Annotated in this window: 21 protein-coding genes; all 21 read right to left on the reverse strand. The window is 43.6% G+C overall.

Annotated features, from left to right (window positions below):
* Window positions 1–18 precede the first annotated feature (18 nt).
* The 21 genes from ACEQ1T_RS11285 to ACEQ1T_RS11385 all read right to left on the reverse strand — a co-directional run bounded on the left by ACEQ1T_RS11285 (window position 19) and on the right by ACEQ1T_RS11385 (window position 20,124).
* A complete protein-coding gene (locus tag ACEQ1T_RS11285) occupies window positions 19–906 on the reverse strand; it encodes a sugar phosphate isomerase/epimerase family protein (protein ID WP_370222970.1) in 888 nt (295 codons plus the stop codon).
* A gap of 1 nt (window position 907) precedes the next feature.
* The gene (locus ACEQ1T_RS11290; RefSeq protein ID WP_370222971.1) at window positions 908–1,969 is read right to left on the reverse strand and encodes a Gfo/Idh/MocA family protein; all 1,062 of its coding nucleotides are present in this window, start codon (window positions 1,967–1,969) and stop codon (window positions 908–910) included.
* A 5-nt stretch (window positions 1,970–1,974) separates the two neighbouring features.
* Window positions 1,975–2,883, reverse strand: coding sequence for a sugar phosphate isomerase/epimerase family protein (locus ACEQ1T_RS11295; RefSeq protein ID WP_370222972.1), 909 nt, complete (start codon window positions 2,881–2,883; stop codon window positions 1,975–1,977).
* 231 nt (window positions 2,884–3,114) lie between these two features.
* The gene (locus tag ACEQ1T_RS11300; protein ID WP_370222973.1) at window positions 3,115–4,083 is read right to left on the reverse strand and encodes an ABC transporter ATP-binding protein; all 969 of its coding nucleotides are present in this window, start codon (window positions 4,081–4,083) and stop codon (window positions 3,115–3,117) included.
* Complete coding sequence (locus tag ACEQ1T_RS11305) at window positions 4,076–5,065, reverse strand: ABC transporter ATP-binding protein (RefSeq protein WP_206844699.1); 990 nt, start codon at window positions 5,063–5,065, stop codon at window positions 4,076–4,078. The genes ACEQ1T_RS11300 and ACEQ1T_RS11305 overlap by 8 nt, the downstream gene beginning before the upstream one ends.
* A 15-nt stretch (window positions 5,066–5,080) precedes the next feature.
* Window positions 5,081–5,977, reverse strand: a complete 897-nt coding sequence (locus ACEQ1T_RS11310) for an ABC transporter permease (protein ID WP_048007855.1) — start codon at window positions 5,975–5,977, stop codon at window positions 5,081–5,083.
* A gap of 12 nt (window positions 5,978–5,989) precedes the next feature.
* Window positions 5,990–6,913, reverse strand: coding sequence for a glutathione ABC transporter permease GsiC (gene gsiC / locus ACEQ1T_RS11315; protein ID WP_048007856.1), 924 nt, complete (start codon window positions 6,911–6,913; stop codon window positions 5,990–5,992).
* Between the two features lie 76 nt (window positions 6,914–6,989).
* On the reverse strand, window positions 6,990–8,573 hold the full coding sequence (locus tag ACEQ1T_RS11320) for a glutathione ABC transporter substrate-binding protein (protein WP_206844698.1): 1,584 nt from the start codon (window positions 8,571–8,573) through the stop codon (window positions 6,990–6,992).
* 372 nt (window positions 8,574–8,945) lie between these two features.
* A complete protein-coding gene (locus ACEQ1T_RS11325; protein ID WP_206844697.1) occupies window positions 8,946–9,803 on the reverse strand; it encodes an ABC transporter permease in 858 nt (285 codons plus the stop codon).
* The gene (locus ACEQ1T_RS11330) at window positions 9,803–10,588 is read right to left on the reverse strand and encodes an ABC transporter permease (protein WP_113881563.1); all 786 of its coding nucleotides are present in this window, start codon (window positions 10,586–10,588) and stop codon (window positions 9,803–9,805) included. Before ACEQ1T_RS11330 ends, ACEQ1T_RS11325 begins: the two co-directional genes overlap by 1 nt.
* Window positions 10,578–11,366: a phosphonate ABC transporter ATP-binding protein gene (gene phnC, locus ACEQ1T_RS11335; protein WP_206844695.1), complete on the reverse strand. Its 789-nt coding sequence runs from the start codon at window positions 11,364–11,366 to the stop codon at window positions 10,578–10,580. The genes ACEQ1T_RS11330 and phnC overlap by 11 nt, the downstream gene beginning before the upstream one ends.
* 162 nt (window positions 11,367–11,528) lie before the next feature.
* The gene (phnD, locus tag ACEQ1T_RS11340) at window positions 11,529–12,563 is read right to left on the reverse strand and encodes a phosphate/phosphite/phosphonate ABC transporter substrate-binding protein (RefSeq protein ID WP_370222976.1); all 1,035 of its coding nucleotides are present in this window, start codon (window positions 12,561–12,563) and stop codon (window positions 11,529–11,531) included.
* A gap of 117 nt (window positions 12,564–12,680) precedes the next feature.
* Window positions 12,681–13,385 carry a phosphonate C-P lyase system protein PhnL gene (locus ACEQ1T_RS11345; protein ID WP_370222977.1) on the reverse strand — a complete coding sequence of 235 codons (705 nt, stop codon included), beginning with the start codon at window positions 13,383–13,385 and terminating at the stop codon, window positions 12,681–12,683.
* Between the two features lie 40 nt (window positions 13,386–13,425).
* Window positions 13,426–14,604 (reverse strand): phosphonate metabolism protein PhnM, encoded by a 1,179-nt coding sequence (phnM, locus tag ACEQ1T_RS11350; RefSeq protein ID WP_206844689.1) that lies wholly within the window; start codon window positions 14,602–14,604, stop codon window positions 13,426–13,428.
* A 42-nt stretch (window positions 14,605–14,646) separates the two neighbouring features.
* A complete protein-coding gene (locus ACEQ1T_RS11355; protein ID WP_370222979.1) occupies window positions 14,647–15,492 on the reverse strand; it encodes an ATP-binding cassette domain-containing protein in 846 nt (281 codons plus the stop codon).
* Window positions 15,493–16,347 carry an alpha-D-ribose 1-methylphosphonate 5-phosphate C-P-lyase PhnJ gene (locus ACEQ1T_RS11360; protein ID WP_370222980.1) on the reverse strand — a complete coding sequence of 285 codons (855 nt, stop codon included), beginning with the start codon at window positions 16,345–16,347 and terminating at the stop codon, window positions 15,493–15,495.
* Window positions 16,340–17,473 (reverse strand): carbon-phosphorus lyase complex subunit PhnI, encoded by a 1,134-nt coding sequence (locus tag ACEQ1T_RS11365; RefSeq protein ID WP_370222981.1) that lies wholly within the window; start codon window positions 17,471–17,473, stop codon window positions 16,340–16,342. The genes ACEQ1T_RS11360 and ACEQ1T_RS11365 overlap by 8 nt, the downstream gene beginning before the upstream one ends.
* Complete coding sequence (gene phnH, locus ACEQ1T_RS11370; RefSeq protein WP_370222983.1) at window positions 17,461–18,081, reverse strand: phosphonate C-P lyase system protein PhnH; 621 nt, start codon at window positions 18,079–18,081, stop codon at window positions 17,461–17,463. The genes ACEQ1T_RS11365 and phnH overlap by 13 nt, the downstream gene beginning before the upstream one ends.
* Before the next feature lie 18 nt (window positions 18,082–18,099).
* Entirely contained in the window at window positions 18,100–18,522 is a 423-nt protein-coding gene (phnG, locus tag ACEQ1T_RS11375; RefSeq protein WP_206844683.1) for a phosphonate C-P lyase system protein PhnG, read from the reverse strand.
* A gap of 123 nt (window positions 18,523–18,645) precedes the next feature.
* The gene (locus ACEQ1T_RS11380) at window positions 18,646–19,347 is read right to left on the reverse strand and encodes a GntR family transcriptional regulator (RefSeq protein ID WP_206844682.1); all 702 of its coding nucleotides are present in this window, start codon (window positions 19,345–19,347) and stop codon (window positions 18,646–18,648) included.
* Between the two features lie 141 nt (window positions 19,348–19,488).
* Window positions 19,489–20,124, reverse strand: coding sequence for a DapH/DapD/GlmU-related protein (locus ACEQ1T_RS11385; protein ID WP_206844681.1), 636 nt, complete (start codon window positions 20,122–20,124; stop codon window positions 19,489–19,491).
* Between the last annotated feature and the right edge of the window lie 10 nt (window positions 20,125–20,134).

The raw sequence follows: 20,134 nt of genomic DNA on the forward strand, positions 1-20,134 counted from the left end.
TTCAAAGCATGAATCCATTTACCTAAAGCTTTTAATGAATCCTACCGCTTCTGAGATATCACTTATTGGATTTTGATTCACTTCTCTTTCAATCGTCAAGTACCCTTGATAATTAATTTCGTTCAAAGCATCGAAGTAAGCCCCGAAATCAACTTCTCCCTTACCGAGCGGCATCTCCCTAAAATACTCACCTGTGGCAACCATTTCGGCAATTTCCTCATGGTCTGTGCCGCCGCCATATCCAAGAAACCCGTATACATCACGGGGATCAGCAGGCTTAAGCCTCTTTCCATCCTTCACATGTGTGTGGACAATATAATCCTTTAAGAGCCTGACACCATCTGCCGGGTCATCTCCTGTTACCATCACCATATTCGCCGGATCGAAATTAACTGATACCCCATTCGTGCTCATAGTATCCAAAAAGTTTTTAAGCCTGGCGGATGGTTCAGGACCTGTCTCAATGGCAAAGTAGGCATTCATGCTTTTTGCGTAAACAGCCAGTTCTTCACATGCTGTCTGCATGGCTTCATAGATGGGGCTGTCCTGCACTTCAGGAATAATGCCAATATGCGTCGTCACAATATTTGTTCCCAATTCTGCTGCAAGATCCAAAATGCGTTTGGATTTTTCGATCTTCATTGGATTTTGCTCAGCATCCTGAAACCCATGCCCCCCAAGGTCACCGCAAAGGGCAGAAATTTCAAGACCAATGGATGCCAAATAGTTCTTAAGATGTTTCCGGGAGTTCTGATCCATATTTTCAGGAGCCATTTCTCCGTCCACCGCATATATTTGTACACCATCAGCCCCCATATCCCTGCAGACTTTAAGTCCTTCATACAAGGGCATCCGCAGGCTATCCACCATCACACCAATTTTATTTGAGAGTTTTACAGTCTCCATTTTAAGCAAATGTCACCTCGATTTTCTTATCAGCCGCTTCATAAATGCCAGCGAGGATCTTCATCATTTCCACCCCATCTTCAACGGGCGCCAGTGGATTTGTTCCTGTTATGCAGCTTGAAACAAAGGAATCGATCTGATTCTGGAAGGCATTGGCAAAATCAAAAGTTAAATGATCCATCTGCGGATGAATATTAAGGATTGTGTTATTTTCTTCACTTACAATGGCCAATTCAGGCTCAAGTTCTGCGCCTCCTTTTGTGCCATATAATTTGACTCCAATTTCATCTTGCTTCGCATGAAGTGTATAGGATACATCAACAAATAAAGAGGCTCCGTTCTCAAACGTTATAAGGGCATTTGCTAAATCTTCTACGGTATTACGGTCTTTTTGATAATCTGCCGCTTTATAAAAGCGCAAATTCTCGACATTCCCTCTGTTCCCCAGCTTGCTGTACACATTCCCGGAAATCGACTTCACTTTAGGGCGGCCCATCAGGTACCAGCATACATCGATGACATGGACACCAAGGTCAATTAACGGACCTCCCCCAGACCGATCCTTGTCTGCAAACCAGCCCCCGGGATTTCCGAGACGGCGCAGGCATGATGCTTTTGCATAGTAAATGTCACCTAAAGTTCCGTTGGCAATAAATGATTTTAATACTTTTGTATTTGTAGCAAACCTCCGTACGAAACCTACCTGCAGGGTTTTCCCGCTTTTCCTTACAGCTGCTTCCACTTTTAGCGCTTCTTCCACATTCATGGCCAAAGGCTTTTCTACCAGAACGTGTTTTCCAGCGTTTAGTGCTCCAACAGAAATTTCCGCATGGCTATTATTCCAGGTGCAAATGCTTACTGCATCAACATTCGGGTCATTATACACTTCTCCTATATTCCCATATACACGGCTGATTCCATACTCCAGCGCCTTCGCTTCCGCTCTTTCCGAAGAATAATCAAAGACTCCGTGCAGTACAGCATCAGAATTGCCGGCAAAGGACTTGAAGTGCATATCAGATATCGATCCGGCTCCTATAATACAGACTCTTAAAGGCTCCACTTTCTTCACCCTTTCAAAACCGGCTTAGAATCATTCACTGCCTGCACTTCATTCCATAACCTTCTTACGTTATCCATGCCAATTTTGGAACCGGTCCTGCAATCCTCCATGCCTTCAAATTCCACTGTTAGATAACCGTCATAGCCGGATCCTTTTATCAATTTGATAATCTCACGTATATTTAGATCTCCGTGGCCAACGATGGCTCCGCGCAGATAGTTTTCATTTACAGTTCTGAACCAGACTCCATCACCCGGGTTCTCAAAATATGGGCGAACATAGAAATCTTTTAAATGGACCGTTGCTGCGTATATTAGATTCTTTTTTACCCCAACGAGCGGATCCTCATCAATGCACAGGAAGTTGCCGACATCGAGAGTTGTTTTGAAGTTAGGACGGTTAACCGCATGAATAACACGCTGTACACGGTCGCTCGATTGGACATTGAAACCGTGGTTTTCAATGGTTGTCGTAATGCCGTATTGTGCTGCGTAATCTGCGATTTGACGGCTTCCTTCTACTAACTTATCAAAATGCTCTTCAAAGTAGTGAATCGTCATTTCTTCCGGCTTCAGCTGAAATGCTGTTACATCATGGCGCATAATCTTAATGCCCATGAGATTAACGATATCCACATGTTCCTTCAGCCTCTCCACTTCTTGTTCGAATGCTTCCTGTGTTGGCTGGACAAAATTTGCCGGCAGGGAATAGGCAGAAAGTTCAATCCCGGCTGCTTCTGCTCTCTTCTTAATTTGATGTGCCAGCTCCGCATTATCTACAACTGAAAAACCATAAGGGACAATTTCCATATGCTCCCCGCCATTTTCGGCAATCCAGTCGATCACATCCAGAACCGTCATATTGCCATCTCTTAATTCTCTTACTAAACTGTACGTGCTAAGTCCAACCTTCATGAAAATCCTCTCCTATTTCTTATATTTTTATAGTGAATTCGCAGGAATGCTGATATACCGCCAAGTGACCGATATATTAAAAATGTGACCGATAAAATATAATTCTGACCGATATCTCCGAAAACTGACCGATATAATTAAAAGTTGACCGATAAACACGGCAAAGTGACCGATAAATTCCTGCAGAGCGAAAAATCCTTAAGAAAAACCTCATTGAATCGGCTCGTTTGGCTAATCCATTAAATGACATGCAACAAAATGATTATCAGCCAGCCCTTTTTTCACCTCTGGTTCCACTGTTCTGCAAATATCCATACAGGCAGGACACCTCGTATGAAAGCGGCAGCCGGAAGGCGGGTTAACCGGGCTCGGCAAGTCTCCCTGCAGGACAATCCGCTCCCTTCTCAGCCTCGGATCCGGGACTGGCACAGACGATAACAGTGCTTTTGTATAAGGATGCTGCGGATTTGAGAAGATGACATCCTTTGGCCCTGATTCTACGATGGTGCCAAGATACATGACCCCGATGCTGTCGCTGATGTGTTCGACCACACTTAAATCATGAGAAATAAATAGATACGTAAGATTGAATTCAGTCTGCAAATCCTTTAGTAAGTTCAGGATTTGAGATTGAATGGAAACATCAAGAGCGGATACGGGTTCATCAGCTATTATGAGCTTAGGCTTCATAATCAGCGCCCTGGCTATGCCGATCCGCTGGCGCTGGCCGCCGCTGAATTCATGGGCATACCGGTCGGCATGATGTTCTGTCAGTCCTACGACTTCCAGCATTTCGCTGACTAATCTATGCCGTTCGGCTTTTGATAGTTTCGTATGGATCACAAGAGGTTCGGCAATAATCTCTCTTACTTTCATTCTTGGATTAAGAGATGCATAGGGGTCCTGAAAGATCATCTGCACCTTTTTTCGTACCAATTTCAGCTGTGATTCTTTCTTTTGTGAAATTTCTTCGCCATCAATCCAGATTTCACCGTGGCTGGGAGTCAGCAGCCTTGAGATCAGCCGTCCTGTTGTAGACTTGCCGCACCCGCTTTCTCCAACGAGACTGTATGTCGTTCCCTGCTCGATGCCGAACGACACATCATGAACTGCCTTTAATGTTCTCTTTTTGGCAAACATGCCGCCCGGAAGCGTGAATGACTTTTTCAGCCCGTTTATTTTCAGCAGTGTCTCAGGCATATACATTCTTCCTCCCTTCTTCAATCATCCAGCAGCTGCACATTCTCCCATTCCCCAAATCAGTGGCACTCGGCTCTTCCTCCAAACAAATAGCCATGGCCTCATTGCATCTTGGCGCAAATTTGCAGCCCTTGGGCATATTGCCGGGATCGGGCACATTTCCTTTAATGGATGTCAGTTTATCCTTTCTCTGTCCGATTTTTGGAACAGATCCAATCAGTCCTTTCGTATAAGGATGCTTAGGGCTTTCAAATAAATCGAAAACATTCGCTTCCTCTACTACCCGGCCTGCATACATGACTGCTACCCGGTCACACATTTCCGCCACTACACCCAGATCATGGGTAATTAATAGAACGGACATGCCTTCCTCACGCTGCAGCTGTTTCATCAATTCCAGTATCTGCGCCTGAATCGTTACATCCAGTGCAGTCGTCGGTTCATCTGCTATTAGAAGCTGAGGATTGCAGGACATGGCCATGGCAATCATAATCCTTTGCCGCATTCCTCCAGAAAGCTGATGGGGAAATTCATAAACGATTTCTTCCGCCCGGGGAATCCCCACTTTCTTTAAAATAAAAATCACATGCTCCTTCGCCTGTTTTTCGTTTAAATCAAGATGCAGCCGGATGGGCTCCAGCAGCTGTTCGCCTATTTTCATGACGGGATTTAAGGAAGTCATCGGCTCCTGAAAAATCATGGCCATTTGTTTTCCCCGGATTTTTCTCATTTCCCTCTCTGATTTATGAGTAAGATCCTCGCCTTTGAAGGAAATGTTTCCGCCCGATATTTCTCCGCTTGTGCCTTTAAATAATTTCATGATCGAAAGGGAGGTTAAGCTTTTGCCGCAGCCGGATTCCCCAACGAGCCCAAGTACCTCTCCTTTATTGATATGAAAACTGACACCCCGCAAAATTTTCAGCTTTTGCTTATCCTTTTTAAATTGCGTCTCCAGCTCGCTTATCTGCAATAGCTTCTCCATTTTCTTCAATCTCCCTTACTCATTCTTCGTTTTAGGGTCCAGGACATCCCGGAGCCCATCTCCGACAAGATTGAAAGCAAGCACGGTCAAAAAGATCGCTAATCCCGGCATCATGACAACATGGGAAGCTGTTCCTAAATAATCACGTCCAAGGCTGAGCATAGCACCCCAATCCGGTGTTTCAGGACTGGCACCGAGACCCAGAAAACTCAGGCTGGAGGCCGCTAAGATTGCCGTTCCTATTCTCATCGTAATAAACACAATTAAGCTTCCAAGTGTTTCAGGGAAAATGTGCTTGAACATAATCCTCCGGTGCGAGGCTCCCATTGATTTCGCCGCTTCGACAAAGACGGTCTCTTTCCCCTCTAATGTCGAACCCCTCACCAGTCTTGCAAAAGATGGGATGCTGAAAATGGACACGGCAATTACCACATTTGTTAATCCAGGTCCTAAAATGGCCACAATGGCGATTGCCAGCAGCAGATCCGGAAACGCAAACATGACATCACTGCCGCGCATAATAAGACGATCCAGCCAGCCGCCAAAATAACCGCTCATTAGTCCAAGAATGATTCCTCCAGCCGCTCCCAAAAAAACAGCCAGAAAACTCACACCAAGTGAAATTCTCGCACCGACGAGCAAGCGGCTGAAAATATCTCGTCCGTATTCATCTGTGCCTGCCCAATGTTCATTGCTCGGACCCTGCAGCGTCGTATTATAATCGGGCTCATATGGATCATAGGGTGCAATATAGGGCCCAATAATGGCGATGATGATTAGCAGCAGGATAAAAATGCTTGCCCCAAATGCCATTTTTTGCTTTTTCCAATTCTTAAAGAATTCTTTAACAGGTGAGTATTTTTTCTTTGGAATCACTGGGGTATAGGCATTAACTTCTTTTATGATTTCCATGATTCCCCTCCTCTAGGAAACGTAGCGTATCTTCGGATTCAGCATACTGTACATGATATCTACTATTAAATTAACGAGAATAAATTCAATGGAAAAAAGCAATAGTTCGGCCTGGATGACTGGATAGTCCCTGAAGGCAATAGAATCAATCAGCAATCGTCCCATCCCCGGAAAACTAAAAACAGTCTCCACAACAACCGATCCGCCCAGCAGAAAGCCAAACTGCAGTCCGGCAATGGTTACGACGGGAATTAAAGAGTTTCTCAATGCATGCTTTGGAATGACTACAGATTCCTTAAGACCTTTCGCTCTGCCCGTCCGGATAAAATCTGCCCTTAACGTTTCAAGCAATGATGACCGGGTAAACCTGGCAAGCATGGACATGATGCCTGCCCCTAAAGTGATAGAAGGCAATATATAGCTCTTCCAGCTCTCAGCCCCCCCTGTTGGAAACCACCCAAGCTGGACAGAAAAAATCTGAATAAGAATCAATCCAAGCCAGAATCCCGGCATGGAAATTCCCGAAACGGCTGTGACCATCCCAAGATAATCCGGCCATTTATTTTTGAATACCGCTGACAGTGTGCCTATTAACAAACCCAGCACCAATGCCCAGCCCATACTCATGAATGTTAAATAGATGGAGGGCATAAAGCGGTCTGCAAACATCTCTGATACCGGAAGGCCTGTTTTTAAGGACGTCCCCAAATCTCCTTGAAACAAATTGCTCATGTATGTAATGTATTGATCCCAAATCGGTTTATCCAGCCCCAGTTCCGCCCTGATGATATTGACCTCATCAAGAGTTGCATCCTTTCCGGCAACTAATCTGGCAGGATCTCCAGGAATTAAATGTGTGAAGAAAAAGATTAATATGGAAACAATAAATAGGATTGGGATCATTTCCAGGATTCTCTTCAAGATATATTGAAGCAAAATGAAAACCCCTTTCTTAAAAAGGAAGAGGCATCGGGTATAATAAGCCTTTGCCTCTTCTTTTCTTGCCTTGCTTTTACTTAAGGTTCGCGTCAGTCACATTAATTCCGCCTGTTGGAGAAATAAAGACCCCCTCGACATTGGACCTTGAACCAGCCAGGATCTCATCTACCCCCAGGAAGATCCAAGGTGCATCTTTGTAGATCGTTGATTGAATATTGCTGTAGATTTCTGCCTGCCTGTCAGGATCTGCAGTTTGATTTACCTCTGTAATCCACTTATCTACATCATCATTTTTGTAGTATGCAGTATTCGCTCCATCCGGAGGGAATGAGCTGCTGCTGAACAATGGCTTCGTAGCATTAGTGGTGTCGGAAGGATACGCAGACCAGCTGACATACCACATTTGCACCTTTGCATCTTCCGGTGTCTGAGCTCCATAAATTTCATCAGACAGCGTGCCTTCTTCCATTGACTTAATCTCAACGGTAATTCCAATTTCTTTTAATTGCTGCTGGATAAACTGCATTCCCTTCAATGTGTCGGAATTGGTGTTCCCCCAAATTTCAGCATTGAAGCCATCTTCAAATCCAGCCTCTTTCATTAATTCTTTGGCTTTCTCAATGTTGTGATCATAGGTTTCCTGTTTGGAGTAAAACTGGGTTTTGCTAGGAATAATCGAGTCCAGCGGCAAGCCGTAGCCGGAATTGACAACACTTATAAATGCCTCTTTATTCACAGCATAGTTAATGGCCTGGCGAATACGGACATCATCATACGGTTCTTTCATCGTATTGATGGATACATATCGGGCAATCGTGGAAGGAATTTTATGAATTTCAACGTCTGAATTGCTCTCCAATTCCTTTAGGTTTTGTACTGGCGCTGGATAGATCACATGTGCTTCGCCTGTTTTCAGCATAGCTACACGAGAGCCATTTTCCGGAACAGGCTTGTACGTAATCTTTTTCACACGATCAGCCTTATTCCAATAATCATCAAATCTTTCAACTGTTAAATGGTCCCCCTGAACCCATTCCACAAACTTGAATGGACCGGTGCCAACCGGTGTTTTGCCGATATCGCTGGAAGAGTCATTGATCAGCTTCGGGCTTAGGATTTTAGCGGAAACAAATCTTGTCAGCATACCTGCATATGGTTCTTTTAAAGTGACTTTAATCTGATACTCATCAATTACATCAATGCTGGTAATAAGATTAAATCCGCGGCTGTTTAAACGAAGGCTTTCATCCTTCATAATCCTTTCAAAGCTGGTTTTAACCGCCTCTGCATTAAACGGCTCCCCATCATGGAAGGTAACACCCTGACGAAGCTTGAAAGTATATTCCAGTGCATCATCACTGACACTGTATTCCTCAGCCAGCTGCGGAATGATTTGTCCCTCTTCATCCGATCCCAGTAATCCCTCCAGCATGGCAGTCTGGACTGAATTTGAATTCGTATCGCCCGTATTATGCGGGTCCATTGAAATGAAGTTTTCATTAACAGCAATGACTAACTCCTGATCCTTGCCGCTTGCTGATTTCCCTGAATTCTCCTTTTCAGAAGTTCCACCGCTTTCTTCGCTGGAACAGCCAGCCAGTAAAATCGCAGATACAAAAGCAACAAACAGCATTTTCCACACGTTTACCCTTCTCAAATTGCTTTCCCCCTCGAACAATTTTGTCTTTTTTGCTTTTCTCAGATGTTTAATCTAAAAGAGCTTAAAATCGACAATTATTTTCACCATGTTAGTAAATATGTAAAATTATCTATGTATTTTCGCTATTTAAAGGTTATTTACATATTATTTTCTCCACTGATGAAAATAATTAAATTCATTATAGATTGATAATCTCGTAATTTCAATAGTGAATTCAGAAAATTTTATATTTTTAATTTTTAGACAGGATTTCATCTATACTTTTCAAAGATTCACAGAACATCAAATTTGTGAACAGTGAGAGTCGTCATATACAGCAAAATATAAAGACCAGGCTCATCAGGGCCTGGTCAAATAATGGCTTATTCACTATGCTGTTTTAAGCTTTCTCTTAATCTTAGCGGCAAAGATTTCAAGGATTACTGCAACGGCCAAAATAAAATAAGTAATAGCCCCGATTTCCCTCATATCCAGGTAAAAGCTGCTTGCCATGAACATGTCAAATCCAATTCCGCCGGCTCCTGCTGCTGCTCCCATGGCAACGGCTACTGCAAAGTTAATCTCAAAGCGGAGAAATGTCCAGGAGATCATATAAGTGATGGAAGATGGGATAACTGCTTGAAAGACAATTTGCCACCAATTGGCTCCGCTCGCCTGCAGCGCTTCTATCACTCCCCTATCCAATTCTTCAAAGGACTCTGAATAGGCTTTGATTAAATAGCCGATCGAGTGAAAGGTCATTCCAATAACTGCAGCTGTACTTCCAAGGCCGGCTGCAACCGCAAAGATCAGGACCCACAGGACGGTCGGCACGGCTCTTATAAATGCGACCATGCTTTTAATGAATATTGAAACCCTTTTCGAAGACAGATTCTCAGCCGCCAGCAATCCAAATAGGACTGCTATGATAGCGCCAAACAAGGTAGTCAGAAAGGCGAGGCCAAGTGTAACCATAACTTGATATAGGGCATGTCCAAAGGAGAAATGCTTCAAGTGCGGTTCAAGGAATATGGTTTTTAAATTGGCGAATGTGCCGAGAAGCGCATCCATAAAGTTCAGTTCCTTATAATCAAAGCTGTAAAATGCATAGACTGTTACAGCAGCGAGAATAAAGAGAGTTAATCTCGTCACAATAGCCGGTTTATTCAAAGGTTTAGCCGGCATTCTTTGACCAAGCAGATGGTCAGCTGATGCTGAGACATTACTGAGCTGTTCCTTCACCTCCATTACAAAATCACCTTCCTTACATAATTGGATGCATATTCGATCAAAAGGATAGCAGCTATGATGACAACAACGACCAAACTTGCTGTGTCATAAGCCAAACTTTTATAATATAAGTTGAATGTAAAACCGATTCCAGATCCTGTCAGCAGTCCAATCAGTGTGGCACTGCGGATATTTGTTTCAATCATGAACAAAATCCAGCTGATTAATTGCGGAATGCTTGATGGAATGACCGATTGAAAGATGATGGAAAAGTAGCCTGCGCCTGTCGCTTTTAACGCCTCCACAGAACCCCCGCTTACTTCATCAATTGTTTCGGTAAAAGCTCTGGTTAAGAATCCAAATGACCCAAAGAACAAAGCAAAATAGCCAGTTAACGCGCTTTGTCCAAATGAAAACAGCAAAATCAGTGCCCAGGCGGCAACATCAATGTTACGAAAGACAGTGGCAATTCCTCTTGTAATCGCTCCAAAAAAGGCATTTACCCTTGTAGTATTTGAACCGAAAATGGAAAATAACAGGGCGAATACAGCTGCTGCTGTCGTGGCCGCAATCGAAACCAGGAGTGTTTCCTGCAGCTTTTCAAGAATAACTGGCAGCTTTTCTAAGGATTCTGCGGTTGGATAAAAGTTTGCCATTCCCCATTGGATGGCTTTCGGGATTGAAGCAAAACCCTTTAAAGCATTGTATTCTGTAATGATCATGGCAAGGATTGTCACGGCTCCAAGAAGTAAAAGGAAGGCAAGTGTGTTTCGTTTTTTCTTAGCAAAGATATCAGCCTGCATGGATGCCTCCTATGTCAAAGATTAAATCATCCGCTTCTGATCCATATATCCGCTGAATGTCTTCAGAAGTCATTCCTTTAGCTGTACCGTTATATACTGCCTGCCCCTTGTTAATGCCGATAATTCGATCAGAATATTTGATGGCCACATCAACCTGATGAAGATTTACAACCACTGTAATGCCCATAGTTGTTGAAACCTTCTTCAAATGATCCATAATTACTTTCGCCGAATTAGGATCCAGGGATGCAATGGGTTCGTCGCACAAGAGCATCCGCGGATTTTGGATAAGCGCGCGCGCTATTCCTACCCTCTGTTTTTGCCCGCCGCTTAATTGGTCTGCACGCTTATAAATCATTTCGTTCAGGCCAAGCACTTTCAAAATCTGGATTGCCTGCTGCTTTTCCTCTTTGCTGTAAAGTCCCAAAACGCCAGCCAATGTTGATTTGGTCCCCAATTTTCCGTGCAAAGTGTTCTCGATTACCGACAATCGATTGACTAAATTATAGTGCTGAAAGATCATGCCAATTTTGGTGCGGACCTGTTTTAATTCTTTTTTCTTCAGGTCCATTACATGGAGACCCTGGAAGCGGATATCTCCGCCTGTAGCATCAATCATGCGGTTGATGCAGCGGAGAAGAGTTGATTTCCCTGCTCCTGATGGGCCGATAATGGAAACGAATTCCCCCTCCTGGACTGAGAAGCTCACATCATTTAATGCTTTCGAATCTTTGCCAAATTGCTTTGTAAGGTGATTAACTTCCAATAATGCTGACATGAGTTAACCCCTCCTATCCAATTGTTTTATCCCGCATTAACGGGCAGTCCAGACTACTTAAAGGACAATATAGTAAATAAATATTTCAACTGCCGATAAAATTCGATTGTTCAACCGGCCATCAGCGGGGAATAAAGCCCTCCCCGCCGATAGAACTTCGATTTATTTTGCAAGCTCACGGATAGGGTTGAACCATTCATCTTCAACTTCCACCAAACGCTCATTACCGGACTTTCTGCTGAATAACCCTGAAAATTCGGAGTCCTCCGGAACGAAGATTTTTTCGTTATTTGCCACTTCGTCTGAAGTCATAATTTCAAGCAGCTGTTTGTGATCTTCTTCGCTCAATGTGCCGGAATTGATTACAAATGGTGCATTCAATACAGGAGTTACTGAGATTAAGCTGAATTCTTTTCCGGCAACCGTGTTCAATGGCTCAGCAGCATCATCTTTCACTTTGTAAACAGCACCCTGTTTGTTGGCTTCACCCTCTGCAAGCTCCACATAATTGTTCACACATGTATCACAGAATGCCGCCACGTCCGCTTTGCCGGTTAATAGATTGACAGCAGAACCCTGGTGAGAGCCGCCAAATAATACTTCATTGAAGAACTTGTCCTCTCCGCCCTCAAGTAAATCCTCAGCTGTCAAACTCTTAAACTCTTCTTTTTCACTGAAATAATCAGTAATGCCTGTAGATGGAACCTTGAATCCTGAAGTTGAGCTGTTCGAAACAAAAGAGAATTTCTTTCCTTGAATATTGTCTATGGCAAATTCCCCGCCGTTTTTGTATTCATCTGCATTTTCCTTCGGAACAGCCAGCCAGCTGTAATACACAGCGTCCTCCAGAGTGCCGGACTCACCGCTTGGAACAACCAGCGGAAGAACCTTTTCATTCTTGTTATGTGCTTCTATGTATCCTTGTGCACCAAGGAACGCCATATCTGCGTTGCCGTTCGCAATCGCTTCAATTGCCACAATATAATCAGTCGTTGTTTGATGCTCTACTTTCTTGCCTGTTTTTTCTTCTATCAGTTTCCCAATTTCGTCACGTGCTTCTCCTAAATCAGCGCCTGATTCGTTCGGAAGCCAGGCAATCGTCAGCGTATCGTCCTTCTCTGAGTTCGCTGTAAACGAACAGCCTGCAAATACAGCGGTCATCACAATTGAAAGCAAAAATAGCGCCATTTTCTTCATGATTTTTCCCCTCTCTTATTTAGAAAAGTTTTTATAATACCATCGACCTAACTATAGCGAAAGAATATTAATCTACTGATAAGGCATTATGAGAAATCGTTAAGCACTGGTAAAGAATTAATGAGACAATGTAAATACACCATTCTGCATGTTGTATTCCTGATCACATAAGTTGTTCATAAATTCAAGATCATGGAAGATTCCAAGCATTGTCGTGCCTTCATTCATTAATTGCTCTATTAAGATTTTCACCTTCATTTTAGATTCATAGTCCAGGCTTGCGGTCGGTTCATCCAAAAGAAGCAGTCTTGGCTTCTTGACCATAGCCCGGGCAATGTTCAGCCTGAGTTTTTCCCCGCCAGAAAAGGTGGCAGGATAGCTGTCCCACAGCCCTTGATCCAGCTCGAAATGCGATAGGATCCGCTCTGTCTCTTTCTCAGCACGAACCTGGTCCCTTCCCATTTCAACAATAGCCTGCTCTACAAGCTGCCTGGCAGTCGTTCTTGGCATAACATTCAGAAATTGAGACACATAGCCAATTTCTTGCTTGCGCAAATAAATCATCTGTCTATTTGTTGCCTCAGCCAAATTGATAGGCCCGAACTTTTTGGAATTGTACCAAATGCTCCCTTCCTGAAGGCAGTAGGTTCCAAAAATGCATTTCAATATCGTCGATTTTCCGCTCCCGCTTTTTCCTGTAATCCCGATGAATTCCCCTTCCCTTAAGCTGATATCAATGCCGCTAACTGCATGAATATTTTTCCCGAGGTTATGAAGGGTAAATGATTTGGACAGATCTTTGATTTCCAATAGATTCTCCACCGATCCACCTGCTTTCTCTTTGTAGTATTACAGCTTGAAATCAAATTCTGTAATTTGTTTTTTGAATAAGCTTCCCATCAACGAACACGCCTGTTATGACTGGAAAATCGTCGGCCAATTTTTCAATAATCAATAGGTCAGCCTTCTTTCCTGCCTCAATCGAACCGATTTCTTCATCCATGTTAACGGCTTTGGCCGGATTAATGGTGACAAGTCTGATCATTTCTGCAAGGTCCATCCCGTAATTTCTTGCCAGTTCAAAAATGGCATGAAGCATAGCAGCCGGATAATAATCACTGCACAATATATCAATCGAATCATTTTGAATCGCTTCTGCTGCACCCAGGTTTCCGCTGTGGGAGCCTCCGAGCAGAACATTCGGTGCTCCTGCTACCGTATACATGCCAAGCTCCTTCGCTTTATAGGCTACCTCCTGAGTTATTGGAAATTCGCTTATTGTCGTGCCGAAGCTCTTCACCAGCTCGATTTTTTCAAAGCTGTCATCATCATGTGAAGCAACTGCAATCCCATGTGCATGCGCGTGCCCGGCAATGTCCTTCATATCTTCGACAGAGAGCTTTTCTTTTGTTTGGTGATTTCGGATTAAAACATCTATAGCGGCATCGCTCATACTGTTATAGCTTTTAACGGTGTTCCGGTAGATTTCCAGATGACGATATTGGCCCTGTCCTGGTGTATGATCCATAAATGAAATCAAATGCACCTTATTTTCACTGATGTAGCTTTTGAGGTTCTCGATTTCATCCACATTATCAATCTCCATCCTTGCGTGGAAACGGTGGCGCACAAGATGCTTTGTACTGTGTGTCTCATCTATCAGGTCAATGAGCTTTCTGACATTTTCCGGTTCCCGAATCGGCTTGTATGCATATTCTGTTTCTTTATAGAGGGAAAGCGAATGGAACATCGTTGTGATCCCATGGGATATAAGCTCCTTCTCTGCTTCCCTGAGACTTAAATGAAAGTTCATTAAAGACGTTGGCCTCGGTGCTGCCATATGTTCAATATAATCGGAATGGATATCGATAAATCCCGGTGAAACATACCCGCCCGCTGCATCTATCACCTCCAGGGATTCTTCAAATTTCATTTCTCCCTTTGGAGCAATTCTGCTGATCCGATCACCTTCTATCAGAAGATCATAGCCTTGCAGAATAGTATCCTCTGTAATTAGTTTTCCGTTTGTAATGACGTACAAGTGTGCTTCCCCCTAATTTGAAATGAGATTTTTTCCGTTGCCTTAAAGAAGCGAATGAACCAAGCTTTGAGTAAATGGAGCTTGAGGGTCTTCAAGTATTTGATCTGTCAGCCCCTGTTCAATGACCTGTCCCTCCAGCATGACCAAAGTTCTGTCCGCCAGCATCCGAATAACACCCAAATCATGTGAAACCAGCACAATGCTAATATTCATTTCCCGCTGCAGGCTCTTAATCAAATCCAAAACGCTAGCCTGTACGGATAGATCCAATCCCGTCGTAACCTCATCCAAAAGGAGAATCGGCGGCTGATTAGAAAGAGCCTTAGCAATCTGCACACGCTGCTGCATTCCTCCGGAAAAATTCTTTGGAGCTTCTTTTCGGCGATGGACAGGAATATTCACCTTGCTGAGCAATTCTGATCCCCTGGCTTCCATCATTCCCACATTCCTGCTGCCGGCTGCAATCAACTTTTCGGCAATATTTCCAATCGAAGAAAAGTCGATTTTCAATCCCAATAAAGGGTTTTGATAGACTTTCCCCATTAAATGGTTGCGGATATACCGTTTTTGCTGGGAAGACTCATTAAAAAGATTCTTCATCCCATTCTGATAGGAAGAAATATAAGCTTCCCCTGAGGTCGTTTCCTGGTCAAAGTACAGGCATTGCATTAAAGTGGACTTGCCGCTTCCGCTTTCCCCTACAATCCCAAGCACCTCTCCCGGGTAGACATCGAAGGACACATCCCTGCACGCATACACCGTTCCGCACACACTGCAGTAATTTTTGATCAGGGTCAAAGGCTCAGGGTTCCTGCAATGATCACAGCCAGGACCGAATTGCTTGTTTAAGTTTTTAATAGATAACACCGGAACCTCAAATTCAGTCATTTAATTCACTCCTGCCTTTTCAGCTTCGTTTAAAATTTCACAGCAATAGCTGGTATCATTGCATTGGTAAAACGTCTCTCCCGTTGCCTCATCAATCAGTTCGTCAAGGAACACTCCCTCAGACCCGCATAATCTGCAGCATTTATCATGAAAGCTTTCCCCTTCAAACGGATAATCTTCAAAATCGAGGGAAACAATCCTAGTATAGGGTGGAACTGCATATATCTTCTTTTCCCGTCCTGCTCCCAGCAAAATAAGTGCTTCGTTTTCATCCATTTTCGGATTATCAAAGCGAGGGATCGGGCTTGGTGCCATTACATAGCGGCCGTGAACCATGACCGGATGATCTGCACCTGTTGTCATGCTTCCGTATTTCATTATCTGTTCGAATAGCATAAGCCAGGCACCGCTGTATTCTTTTTCAGAATGCAGCTTTTTTGTCTCATGCTCACTCGGTTCAAAATACCGTAACGGTTCAGGAAGCGGCACCTGCAAAACAAGGATTTGGTCCGTTCTCAGCGGCACCTCAGGAATTCTGTGACGTGATTGGATAATGGTTGCCTGAGAGGTATGGTCCGTTATTTGGACACCAGTTGTATCCTTTACTAGCTTTTTGATGCTGACTGCATTGACAGATTCATCAGATCCCTGATCGATGACCTTCAATACATCCTCTTTCCCGATCAGTGAGAGTGTCAGCTGCAGGCCTCCTGTCCCCCAGCCCCTTCCAATCGGCATTTCCCTTGATGCAAATGGTACCTGATAACCCGGGATGGCAATCGCTTTTAAAGTGGCTCTTCTAATCTCCCGCTTCGAGCCTTCGTCAAAGAAAGCAAAATTATAGGCGTTATTCATATGCTTGCACCTCTTCCTGTTCTTCTGCTTTCGCTTTTGTCTTTCTCACACTGTCTAGCTTCGACTGGAAGGTTACATAATGCGGCATCTTCAAGTGTGATATAAAGCCGGTTGACTCCACAGAATCAATATGGAGGAGGACAAATTCCTCATTATGGCTGGGGAAGCTATTATCAGGATGCTCGAGGCAATTATCGAGAATGCCCATGGCGATCGCTTTCGTCTCATTCTGTCCGAAACACAATCCATATCCGATTTCAAACTCCAATTCCTTCTTGCCTTTTTCCTTTTCTGCCATGAACGGCATCAGCATTTCTGCTTCTGTTGTTTTGATATCACCAATGTAATATTCTTCTTCGTCATTGCCCTCTTCATTCGGATGGCCCACATATATTGGCAGGCTTCCTACTCTTAGCTCACCAACAGTCGGATGCAAAGCGCCATACCCTCTGATGACCGCATAGGCGAGTGAAGTAACAGCTCCAGTCTCCCCTCTTGTCAGAATTTGCAGGCGCTGGCTTCGGCTTGATGGAAACTCAAGACTTTCCCTCGTCACATCATCAGGCTTAGCATCATTGTTTTCGAGAGGAGGTATCAGTCCTTCTTTCCTCAAATAATCCAGCACTTTTGGCAGTACAAATTCAGGTGCATGCTGCAGCATTTCAATTGTCCTATTTTCCAAAGCATAATTTGACAGCCATTCGCTAACCGACTCTTCCGTTTCCTTCATTAGATTGAAATCCAGGAGGCGGTGGGTATAATCGGTTGTAGCGCCAAGGATCTGACCGCCCGGAATGTCCTTGAAACTGGCTGAAATCCGGCGTTCCACCTTCATCTCCCCGGTTTCAATGATTTGAGAAGAGTGCTTTCTCGGCAGGGTTGAGCGGTATGCGCGTAGCAGGAATACCGCTTCTTCCGGATTTCCTTCTGCCTGCTTAATCGCTAATGCGGCAAGCTTTTCATCATAAAGGCTGCTTTCTGACATCACCTGATCGATTAAGCCTCTCATACCGCCTTCAATCTGCCCGGTCTCAAGCACCTGCTCCTTGTGAAGCCTTTCATATTTCAAGCGTTTACTCGACTCTTCAATGGCCTGTGTCCCGCCTTTTACTGCTACATAACCCATTGTTTTTCCACCTCCCTGCTTTCTGTTATTTGAGTCGTTCTTGGCAATGATAAAAGCTGATGATTTCGGTCCACGAATACCAGGTCGACCCCTGTTGGATACTCCTTATTTTTTTCATTGCGATTTACAATCCAATTTCCAGCCAGTTCTATATTGATTCCTGTGCTTGTTTGAATACCAGGTCCACTTAATAGCAGTTTGTTCCCTTCAGTAATCATCCCTGTTTCTGCTATAATCATTGCGGATTTGTGCGGATTTATGAACGTTCCCGGATTCGCCATTTCAATGGCATGTTCCAGAGACCCTGCCCCGGCATCCTTCAGGAGAATTAAATAATCGGCCTTGTCTGCCTGAACCGCTTTTGCAAAGGTTAATTGATTTATTTCCTTTTCAAGTGCTTCAGCATCACCGCCGTATACTTTAAACGTAACCTCAGGATCAAGCAGCGTTAATGCCAGCAGTAAAATTGAGCTGGAGCAGCCTGCTGGATTCTCTCCGTCCAGCAGCGCAGCCTCCTTGCCTAGGTCTGATATCAGCCCTGGCCTTGAAGAGCTATCGACCAATTTTCTATATACAGCTTGCAGGTCATGAACAACATCTAATTTCAACCCCTGTACCTCCTTCTATTAAACATCCATCGTCTCAAAGCTGACTTTTGTTCTTAAAATTTCTTCATTCTTTGCTTTTCTTTTTTGATCTATATAGTATTTTTCAATTTCGAGTATCCCGGCCCATGGTTTGATCTCGGGAAGATCCCCGAGAAATGCCGCGTCAATCACGGCAAGATGATAAGCCAAATCCGGGTGATCTCCTTTCACAATCCCAATGCCGATCTTCCCTTCCACCTTAGCCTTGCATTCTGTGACGAGTACTTCTCCTAAATGAAACAGGCTTTTCCTGGAAGTTTCCCGAACCTTTAACATCACAAGTCCATGTTCCGGCTCCTGTAAAACAGAAACTGAATATTTTTGTTCAATCTCATTCGCTAATGATTTAGCCAACTCATGTGAACCTTCAATCAAAATTTCTGTACGCTGTTTTCTTTTCACCTTTTGGCCTCCATCTGTTTTTGTTCTGCATCTTAAATCTATCTTGTTGCCAAGCTGGCGGATGTTAAAGAAGTGTAAATTATGTAAGAGTTTTATTAACCTGATATTTGCACCAAAGCCAGTTTAAATTAAATAGGTAAAGCAATCGCTTCTATACTTGATTCTTGAGAATTCCAGTACTGTTCCCGTCTCCTTATCCACGCAGAGGGACTCCAGGAGCAAAAGCGGAATTAAACTTGAGCATTGCAGTATTTTCCGTTCAGGCTCTATTGGGAAAACCACACTCAGCTGGCTTTGGCCCGATGTAAATTCTTTATAGCCATGGGATCTATAGTAGTGAAAAATAGATTTGATCCCAGGACCATCTCTATCAATTTGGGGAAAAACAGATTTGGCTGCATAGGATGTGTGCAAGGCAATCGGGCAGCCGTCCACTATTCTTAGCCTGGAGATTTTATAGACTTCATCCTCCGGATCGACTTTTAGCGCATGAAAGACTTCAGAATCAAACTGGATTTTTTCACAGCAAATATTCTCCGACCTGAAGTCAAACCCAAGCTCATTCATCTTTTCACTAAAACTGATATCCCCTGTTAAAATCAGCGGAATCTGCTGCTTCCTATTTTGGACATAACTGCCTCTTCCCTGCTTTGAAAAAATGAACCCCAGTTCCTGCAATTGCTCATACGCTTTCCGTACAACCATTCTTGGAATCCTATATTGATCTGCAAGCTCATTCTCAGAAGGAAGCTTTTCATTCGGTTTGTACTTCCCTTCCTTTATTTGTGTAATCAGCTCATCTACCAGCATCATTTTTTCACTCATACAGTCGGCGCCCCTTTCGAAATCCAGAAACAATTTAAGTCTAATGAATGAATTTAAATGGAAAGTTACGTAATTGTAATATTTTTATGAATATAAAAAAGACCCAATCTTTTTGGTAACTGGGTCTTTGTAAGTCTGTATTTAACTTCCAAATTTCCTGATAAAAGCTTCCGTATCATTTAATTCTTCAAAATGGGCTTCAAGTTTCTCCCTTGGCCAATCCCACCACGCAATTTCAAGCAGTTTTTCAGCTGTCTTTTCAGAAAACCTTCTTTTTAATGGCTTTGCCGGCACGCCCGCTGCAATTGTATAGGGTTTAACATCCTTTGTAACGACTGCACCGGAACCGATGACTGCACCTGTGCCAATTTCGACACCCTTCATAATGATAGCACCATGCCCAATCCATACATCATGGCCTATTTTAACCCGGTTTGTACGGCGCCAATCAAAAAATTCATGATCATCCTGATCGCCGAAGCCATAGTCAACTTTCCGATAAGTCATATGGTGCTGGGTCACCCGGTCCATCGGATGCTGAACAGGATTAATGCATGCATGAGAAGCAATGGAACAGAACTTACCGATTTCAGTATAGTTGACTGTTACATCATCCATCGTATAAGTGTAGTCCCCAAATTTCGATTCGATAATTTTATTTCTTTCTCCGATTGACGTCCATTCTCCCGCATAGCTGTCAATGATGAAGCTGGAATGATGTACAGCAGGTGAAACAGAGAGCTTTTCATCCTTTTTTGGTTTAAAAATCATTGACATGGGCATATCC

Source organism: Cytobacillus sp., from assembly GCF_964223445.1.
Taxonomy (GTDB): Bacteria; Bacillota; Bacilli; order Bacillales; family Cytobacillaceae; genus Cytobacillus.

What these genes read in the sequence shown, in the direction of transcription:
- ACEQ1T_RS11285 (WP_370222970.1), bottom strand. Translation starts at nt 906, where the DNA reads ATGGAGACTGTAAAACTCTCAAATAAAATTGGTGTGATGGTGGATAGC.
- ACEQ1T_RS11295 (WP_370222972.1), bottom strand. Translation starts at nt 2,883, where the DNA reads ATGAAGGTTGGACTTAGCACGTACAGTTTAGTAAGAGAATTAAGAGAT.
- ACEQ1T_RS11300 (WP_370222973.1), bottom strand. Translation starts at nt 4,083, where the DNA reads ATGCCTGAGACACTGCTGAAAATAAACGGGCTGAAAAAGTCATTCACG.
- ACEQ1T_RS11305 (WP_206844699.1), bottom strand. Translation starts at nt 5,065, where the DNA reads ATGGAGAAGCTATTGCAGATAAGCGAGCTGGAGACGCAATTTAAAAAG.
- ACEQ1T_RS11310 (WP_048007855.1), bottom strand. Translation starts at nt 5,977, where the DNA reads ATGGAAATCATAAAAGAAGTTAATGCCTATACCCCAGTGATTCCAAAG.
- ACEQ1T_RS11325 (WP_206844697.1), bottom strand. Translation starts at nt 9,803, where the DNA reads ATGGAGGTGAAGGAACAGCTCAGTAATGTCTCAGCATCAGCTGACCAT.
- ACEQ1T_RS11330 (WP_113881563.1), bottom strand. Translation starts at nt 10,588, where the DNA reads ATGCAGGCTGATATCTTTGCTAAGAAAAAACGAAACACACTTGCCTTC.
- phnC (WP_206844695.1), bottom strand. Translation starts at nt 11,366, where the DNA reads ATGTCAGCATTATTGGAAGTTAATCACCTTACAAAGCAATTTGGCAAA.
- phnD (WP_370222976.1), bottom strand. Translation starts at nt 12,563, where the DNA reads ATGAAGAAAATGGCGCTATTTTTGCTTTCAATTGTGATGACCGCTGTA.
- ACEQ1T_RS11355 (WP_370222979.1), bottom strand. Translation starts at nt 15,492, where the DNA reads ATGACTGAATTTGAGGTTCCGGTGTTATCTATTAAAAACTTAAACAAG.
- ACEQ1T_RS11360 (WP_370222980.1), bottom strand. Translation starts at nt 16,347, where the DNA reads ATGAATAACGCCTATAATTTTGCTTTCTTTGACGAAGGCTCGAAGCGG.
- ACEQ1T_RS11365 (WP_370222981.1), bottom strand. Translation starts at nt 17,473, where the DNA reads ATGGGTTATGTAGCAGTAAAAGGCGGGACACAGGCCATTGAAGAGTCG.
- ACEQ1T_RS11380 (WP_206844682.1), bottom strand. Translation starts at nt 19,347, where the DNA reads ATGAGTGAAAAAATGATGCTGGTAGATGAGCTGATTACACAAATAAAG.
- ACEQ1T_RS11385 (WP_206844681.1), bottom strand. Translation starts at nt 20,124, where the DNA reads ATGTCAATGATTTTTAAACCAAAAAAGGATGAAAAGCTCTCTGTTTCA.